Raw genomic sequence first — 3,410 nt, forward strand, 5'->3', positions numbered from 1 at the left:
GAAGTTCAAGGCGGTACAAGAGCAACGGATAAAGGCCTGTGTCGAAGATTTTCGGGGGTATTGCCGGGATATTCGGCACGAGCAGATTCAAGGAAGAAAAGGAAAGATCGGTTATATCACATACTCCATGCTGCGTACCACATGGCTGGAGGAGCGACCTGCTTATCTTGTAGAGGCTTCGGATGCTCTATGGATGCTTGATCCTGAGCCGATCCGATTTGAATGGGATACAGGCTGGTCCTATGCCTATTGGGCCGATTTGCAGCAGCAATTGCGAAGGGAGGCAGAGAAGCAGTATGTGTCCCTATCAGAGCTTGAATGGGAGCATGCCATGCTGGAGGCGGCAGAACATGTTCATGCACTTATTGTAAATATGATGCGCCTAGCGATGAAACAGGCCGTGTGCTTGCCGGAGTTTCAAGAGCTGGAGCGGGAAGAGATGTTCGAGATTCGTGTGGGAGAATACATGGATCACAGCGTATCGGTGTATCGCGAGGATCGCAGAGCCATGGAGGCAAGTGAGATTCGGTCATGGCTGGAGGAAAAAGAAGAATATGCGTACAGCTATCAAGCGTTGACCCAAGTTCAACTGTCAGATGGAGATTACAGCCTGCTGGATTTTCGCTATACGGCTTTTCGGCAGATTGAGATGGAGCGCAGTCGCTTGCATGGCTGTGTTTTAGTAGGAACGGTATGGCAGGAAAGCCAGTTGAATGGAATCGACTTGACCTACAGCTTGCTTTATGGAGCCGATTTTAGCGGATGCTCGATGAAAGGGGCGATATTCGATGCTGTTATGGGTAACGCCGGATACGGACCAGGCGCTTCTTTAGATTGGGAGCCACTGGGTTTTGTTGGCGTGGATTTCACAGGGGCGAGCTTGCAGGAGGCCCGTTTTAAAGATGCACAGCTGCGCGGAGCCGTATTTCAAAACGCGTTACTGCATCGAGCGACTTTGAACGGAGCGAATCTAACGGATGCCTGCTTTGCCGGAGCAGATGTATCCGGTGCATCTTTTGAAGGTGCTTGTTTGAGCGGGGCTGATTTTACGGGAGCCAATGTACAAGGAGTCATTTTTACGGATGCACAGCGTAGAGAAGCCGTTGGATTGGACTGGGCAGCTATGGAGACTTCGCTTCCAGATGGAGAGCCGTCTTCTGAGCCTGCACAGGTAAGGGATGCCGTTAGTAAAAGGGAGTGGCTGCATTGAGATATTTTCGACTGATGGTAGACGAGCGGGTAAAGAATCGGGTGGAGCCTGCTGCGATGTCTCCTTTGCAAGTAAGAGATATCCTGACGGAGACCCAGGGACAGAAACAACAGGAGGCTTCTCTTTTTCTAGCTGTACATTCCGATTCACACACGGTGTACCCGGATTTTTTGGAATTTCCTCTGCCGCTGGTGTCGGATCGGATGAAAGCATTATTGGAGAAATATATGCCGGGACTGGAATGGAGAGCGGCCATCCTGACCGATTTCCAGCAGGCCAGACAGGATGTATACTGGTTGCTTCGTCCGCCGTTGGAGGACTGTTTGTCCGCACAGACGGAATGGTACCCCAATCAGACATTAAAGCGTTTGGTACTGAGACGGGGGGAGGTGGAGTCGCCTGTTTTTCGGATTAAGGGGCTTATCGAACCTCATATCTATATCCATTTGGCTGTGGCGGAAAGCTTGCTGCGGCGATTCTTTACAGGCATTCGAGTACAAAGAGTCGAGATGGAGGCATGAAGGAGGATAGAGTAAGGTGGAAAATACGCAGGTAAGACCGGGAAGCGGCGCGAAAAAAAGCTATGTCGTGGCAGGAGCGATCGTAAGCTGTAGTTATGGTACGCAGCCTACCCGTTTGAAAAGGCCATTTAGCCATGGCGTCTACATAAAAAACAAAGCACAATTGAATATTGGAGATTACGTGCCGGGGGTGAACATTGAGTCTTTTGGGAATTGCTCCAGCCTGCTCAATCCAGCCGTACAGGCCAGTGAGATGGTAGACATCTATGGCGTGAAGAAGGCTCCGTGTGTTCCGGTGCTGACGATGCCATGGCTGAACGGGAAAAGTGATGTGAAGATCGAGGGGCAGCCTGCCTTGACGCAGAACTGCACCCTGCAGTGCCTATATTGTGGTCATATCCAAATCGAAAATGACGGGCAGGAGTTGGATTAAGGAGCGGGAAGGAGACATGAACTCAATTGAGTGCATTACATAACGGAATCGGGTATGAAAGTCTGCGTTTCTACGGTTCCTTTCAGCCTCAGCATATAGAGAAGCTTCAAATTACAAGGACCATCAACGATCACGCCTATGTAACGGTAAGCGGCATGCTGTCGGAAGAACAGGGAGCCACATGCATTGGACAGAACATGGAAGAGGAACCGATCGTGATCCGTCAATTGGATGAGCAGGGACAATCACGGAGACGATTGTTCCACGGCATCGTTACGCGACTATCCGTGCATTGCATTCGGGGCGTGTATACGTTCGAGCTGGAAGCCGCATCGCATTCGTATCAGATGGATATCCAGATAAAGAAGCGTTCCTATCAGGATATTCATCGTACCTACGCGGATCTGGTCACCACGATGATTCGGAAATACAAGTATGGAGATGCCATTGATACCGTAACGAATGATGCCGAACTGGGCACTTTTGTTTTACAATATGAGGAGACGGATTGGGCGTTTTTAAAGCGCCTTGCCTCTCGCTTTGGGTCCGTGCTGGTGCCGGAGGTAACGGCAGCGTCGCCCAAAGTGTTCTTCGGGCTACCGGAAGGCAAACGGTACAAGATGGAACGGGATGCAAGTTACCAGGTACGGAGAACGTTCCATGATCTGGAGGCGGGGAAGCCGGGACAACGGGCAGGCTCATATGTGACCTACGTGATCGAAAGCCTGCAATACTATGCGCTGGGAGATATCATTGCGTTACCGATCGGATTAGGCAAGGAACTCGTCGTCGTTCGGGCCGTGACACGGCTGGAGGACGGCCTGCTGCGTACTCGTTATGATCTCCAGGCTGAACAGGATATTCGTCTTGCCCGTTATGAAAACGATCAAGCTGCGGGGATTGCGCTGACGGGCAGCGTGTTACAGGTACATCAAGACATGGTGCAACTCCAACTGGATATCGACCCCAAACAGGACCCGGCGAAAGCATGCTGGTTCCCGGTGGCCACCCGCTATGCAGCGGAAGAACATAGTGGCTGGTATGATATGCCGGAAGTTGGGGAGCGGGTGGAGCTTTACTTGCCGACGAGCCGGGAACAGGAAGCCTATGTCATGGACTCGCGGCAGCATCGCCACGCGCAAGGAGAGCCGGACGTGAAAGTATGGAGACATGCGCAAGGAAGCGGCGTGGACATGTCCGAACAAGAACTGACCCTGTCTACCTCGGGAGCATTGTCAATTACGCT

Annotated in this window: 4 protein-coding genes; all 4 read left to right on the forward strand. The window is 51.6% G+C overall.

Annotation, left to right across the window (positions count from 1 at the left end; translation table 11 throughout):
- Positions 1 to 1,210 (forward strand): pentapeptide repeat-containing protein (locus ABD76_RS27670; protein WP_197260103.1); only part of this gene is annotated, 1,210 nt, incomplete at its 5' end.
- A gap of 14 nt (positions 1,211 to 1,224) precedes the next feature.
- Positions 1,225 to 1,731: a hypothetical protein gene (locus tag ABD76_RS27675; protein WP_197260105.1), complete on the forward strand. Its 507-nt coding sequence runs from the start codon at positions 1,225 to 1,227 to the stop codon at positions 1,729 to 1,731.
- Positions 1,732 to 1,747: 16 nt separating this feature from the next.
- Entirely contained in the window at positions 1,748 to 2,164 is a 417-nt protein-coding gene (locus tag ABD76_RS27680; protein WP_197260104.1) for a PAAR-like protein, read from the forward strand.
- A 26-nt stretch (positions 2,165 to 2,190) separates the two neighbouring features.
- Positions 2,191 to 3,410: contractile injection system protein, VgrG/Pvc8 family (locus tag ABD76_RS27685; protein ID WP_275100879.1), on the forward strand; the 1,220-nt coding region annotated here is incomplete at its 3' end.

The sequence above is a fragment of the Paenibacillus dendritiformis genome (genome assembly GCF_015845845.1).
Lineage (GTDB): Bacteria > Bacillota > Bacilli > Paenibacillales > Paenibacillaceae > Paenibacillus_B > Paenibacillus_B dendritiformis_C.

Excerpts from the sequence above, each read along its gene's own strand:
- ABD76_RS27675 (WP_197260105.1), top strand. The coding sequence starts at position 1,225 with ATGGTAGACGAGCGGGTAAAGAATCGGGTGGAGCCTGCTGCGATGTCT.